The 1,506-nt window shown below is 67.3% G+C and carries 2 protein-coding genes and 1 pseudogene; 2 read left to right on the plus strand and 1 reads right to left on the minus strand.

The genetic code is table 11. From position 1 onward, the window contains the following. The coding region (locus WAN71_RS16760) for a beta-ketoacyl synthase N-terminal-like domain-containing protein (RefSeq protein WP_422226414.1) at window positions 1-477 on the minus strand (477 nt) is incomplete at its 3' end. A gap of 113 nt (window positions 478-590) precedes the next feature. On the opposite strand from WAN71_RS16760, the gene WAN71_RS16765 reads away from it, so the two are divergent. Together WAN71_RS16765 and WAN71_RS16770 are read left to right on the plus strand one after the other, a co-directional pair. After that, on the plus strand, window positions 591-1,049 hold the full coding sequence (locus WAN71_RS16765; RefSeq protein ID WP_422226415.1) for a MaoC family dehydratase: 459 nt from the start codon (window positions 591-593) through the stop codon (window positions 1,047-1,049). Further along, window positions 1,046-1,506, plus strand: a pseudogene (locus WAN71_RS16770) (thiolase family protein); the annotation flags it as partial. The gene WAN71_RS16765 and the pseudogene WAN71_RS16770, both read left to right, overlap by 4 nt.

Consider the following 1,506-nt stretch of genomic DNA (forward strand, 5'->3'; position numbering starts at 1 on the left):
GTCCAGGGCAGGCGCCTCGGCGGTCGGCGGATGCGACAGCGGAAACCACTGCTCGTAGTCCTCTGGGGACTTCCCGGTGGTAAAGGGCTTACGTTTCTGCAATATCGGTCCAGTAGACAGCGACTCCATGCCGCCGGCCAGAATTGCGCGGCTCATGCCGGCCGCGATCTGCCCCGCGCCCACGGCGATCGCCGAGAGGCTTGACGCGCACTGGCGGTTGACGGCCAGGCCGGGAATCCCGGTCAGGCCGAGGTCCACCGCGACGTAGCGGGCAGTGTCGCCGCCGCCTTGCAGGCTCTCGGCCAGTACCAGGTCGTCGAACTCCGCCGCGTCGAGGCCGGACCGATCCACGACCGCCGCGACCACGGGCTTGGCGAGCTCGGTCGCGGGCACGTTGGCCAGCGTGCCCTTGCGCGCCGTTCCGATCGGTGTGCGGGCCGCTGCGACAATTGCTGCGCGGGACTTGGTGCTGGCCATTGTGTCTCCCAAGATCGTCAGGGGTGACGGGCTGGTTGCCCGATGAGCGAGGCCAGTCTATACCGTTAAATAGATATCGATAGATCCGGTCAGGGTGACGTTGGGAGCAACCCGTGAAGGTGATCAAGTCCGTGGACGATGCGCTCGCGACGATCGGTGAGGAACTCGGCGTCAGCCGGTGGGTGGACATCGACCAGAGTCGGATCGACGCTTTCGCCGACGTCACGATGGATCACCAGTGGATCCACGTCGACGTCGAAAAGGCCAAGGCCGAAAGCCCTTACGGCGCGACGATCGCGCACGGCTTCCTCACGCTCTCACTCATCCCCGGCGTGAGCAAGGACAACTATCGCGTCGAGAACGCGAAGATGGGCATCAACTACGGCCTGAACAAGGTGCGGTTCCTGTCCGCGGTCACCGCGGGCAGCCGCATCCGGGTCAGGTCCGAACTTGCGGACGCCGCCAAGGTCGCCGACGACACGGTGAACCTGACCGTGCGTCACACCGTGGAGATCGACGGTGTCGAAAAACCGGCCGCGGTGGCTGAGCTGATCGCTAGGTTCGTCTGGTGACTGGCGGTCCGTTCGACGGAAAGGCCGTCCTGACCGGGGCGGGCAAGTCGCAGGTCGGCCGGCGGCTGGGCCGAACGGGATTGGACCTCACGCTCGAGGCGGTGCTGCGGGCGATCTCGGATGCCGGGCTGAGCGTTGACGACATCGATGGGATCGCCAGCTACCCGGGACCGGGCGTGCCCGATCCCGGGTTTTCCGGGGCCACCGTCCAGGAGGTCCGCAACGCACTCGGACTACGCTCCCGCTGGTACGTCTCGGCGCTGGAGACCGCGGGCCAGATCGGCCCGGTGATTGAGGCGTGCATGGCGGTTAGTCTCCGGCTGGCCAACCACGTCGTCGTCTATCGGTCGGTGTGGGAGTCCACCGCCGCGCAGCAGGCCGGCGGCGGCCGCGCGTCGGTGCTCTTCGGCGGCGGCGAATTGCCCCCACACCTGGAGTGGACGGCGCCCTTTGGCGC

Origin of the sequence: Mycobacterium sp., assembly GCF_049280035.1 — a bacterium.
GTDB lineage: Bacteria > Actinomycetota > Actinomycetes > Mycobacteriales > Mycobacteriaceae > Mycobacterium.